Origin of the sequence: Enterobacter genomosp. O (assembly GCF_001022965.1) — a bacterium.
In the GTDB taxonomy this organism is placed as follows: domain Bacteria; phylum Pseudomonadota; class Gammaproteobacteria; order Enterobacterales; family Enterobacteriaceae; genus Enterobacter; species Enterobacter cloacae_L.
In genome coordinates, this window is sequence record NZ_LECZ01000010.1 from 1 (window position 1) to 1,782 (window position 1,782).

Annotated in this window: 1 protein-coding gene; it reads right to left on the minus strand. The window is 54.8% G+C overall.

Translation table 11 applies throughout. The annotated features are described in order from the left end of the window. Positions 1-342: 342 nt before the first annotated feature. A partial coding sequence (locus tag ABR39_RS25285; RefSeq protein WP_131701693.1) for an RHS repeat-associated core domain-containing protein occupies positions 343-1,782 on the minus strand: 1,440 nt, incomplete at its 5' end.

A 1,782-nucleotide genomic window follows, 5' to 3' on the forward strand; every position in this document is an offset into this window, starting at 1 on the left:
ATGCGCAGGCCGCAGACGTCCGGGATATCAGGGTGGCGGAGGAAGGCGACGGCGCGCACGGCGAGGCCGCGGTTATCGCTTACCGTCAGGGCCGGGGTGTGGCGGAAGACGGCGCTCAGGGGGAATGTGCTCATGGTCTGACTCCGTAAACGGGGGCTGATGCGGGTTCATCAGGCGGGTTAGGGCCGGTGCGTCCGGGGAGAGAGCGGTGCCCGGGCGGGGAGCCGGCAGAAGGGGGCGGCGCTCACCGGATCATACTGATGGCAGCGCTATCGCTGATTCGAAAGCCGAGTATCTGCATGTATTGCATATATCGGCGCTGTCAGTGCAACAAGCAGTTGGTTACTTATTTCTTCGTCGGGAAAAAAATCCTTTTCCGGCTGGCACTACAGGCTGGTTTCCCGGGTTTTCAGGCAATATCATTGTTAACGATATTTTCTGAAAAGATGGTTTATCCATTGACTGATAAGATAATATTCGGTTACCTGACCCATCAAATCCTTTCGCATCCAGATAAGTCGTTTGTTCAACCGTTGCAGTAAAACCACTGATTTCATCATATTCTTCCGTATCAGAATTTTTAAACTCAAACTGCTTTATTGATGTGATTCGATATTGCCCTCCTTCATTAAAGATACGGTGTTCGGGCATATTCCCTCTTTTTTGTACAAACCTGTTCATATCATCAACGGGTAAAATACCATATAACTCAATAGTAATATCAGCAAGATGGCCCTGATGTGCAATTGTGGAAATAACCTGCTTGGCCTGAGGAGAGAAAATTTTATCAATATCTTCTTTTGTGAATTTCATCCCTTCATCGGCAGGTGCAAAAGATATCGTGTAGGTAGCCCGGGAAATATCCTGAATAAATGCCAGTGAAACGCCTCCATCTGGCGCTATTTCTGACGGATGTTTTGGCTGAAAATGGGGGGTAACTTCTCTTCCCCAGACTACCGATATTTTTTTCTGATGTGACCGTTCTCCTTCTGCTACATTTTCTTCGTGGATATTTCCTGCCAGAGAAGATGGATTATCCTCAGATTCATAAAAGAGTTCTGGAAATTTTAACAGTTTATCAAATACGCTAAATTCATCTCTTCCGATATACCCACTAAAAGTCTGATTTGCTGGTTCCTGCATTCTTCCGTCGCTATCCTTAAGCGTGACGGGATTATTGCGGCACATCCGGAACAGGTTCAGGCCGTCCACCGTCCCCGCCGGGTCCGCGGAGAGCCACCGCCCCGACCACGGCTGGCAGTACCGGTACCCGTAGTAGTACAGCCCCGTCGCGTCACGCTCCTTCCCCGAGTGGCGCACGGTCCTGTAGTCCGCCTCCGCCGCGCTGCGGGCGGTCCAGACTGCCGTCCCCCCGTACGGGTAGTACTCCTCCATGCTGATGACCCTGCCGTCACCGTCCACCTCCAGCCCGCTGCTCCCCGTCAGGTTATCGTGGCTGTAGCGCACCTGGTCGTTGCTGATGCCGTCCGGCCTGCCTGACGTCCAGTGCAGCACCCGCACCTGCGCACGCCCCGCCTCGCCCGCCGTCATCACCTGCAGGCGCTCCGTTTCCGCGTCACCGCGGTGCGTGCTGCGCAGCTCCAGCCCCGGCAGGTACACCACCCGCCGCGTCTGCACGCCGCTGCCCGTCTTCTGCACGCTCACCTTCAGCACCCGCTGACTCTGCGCACCGTAGCGGTAGCTCTCCCGGTCATCCCTGTCTCCGTCACGCACCACCGGCGTCACCGCCTGCAGCTCGTTACGCGCATTCCAGGCCATTGC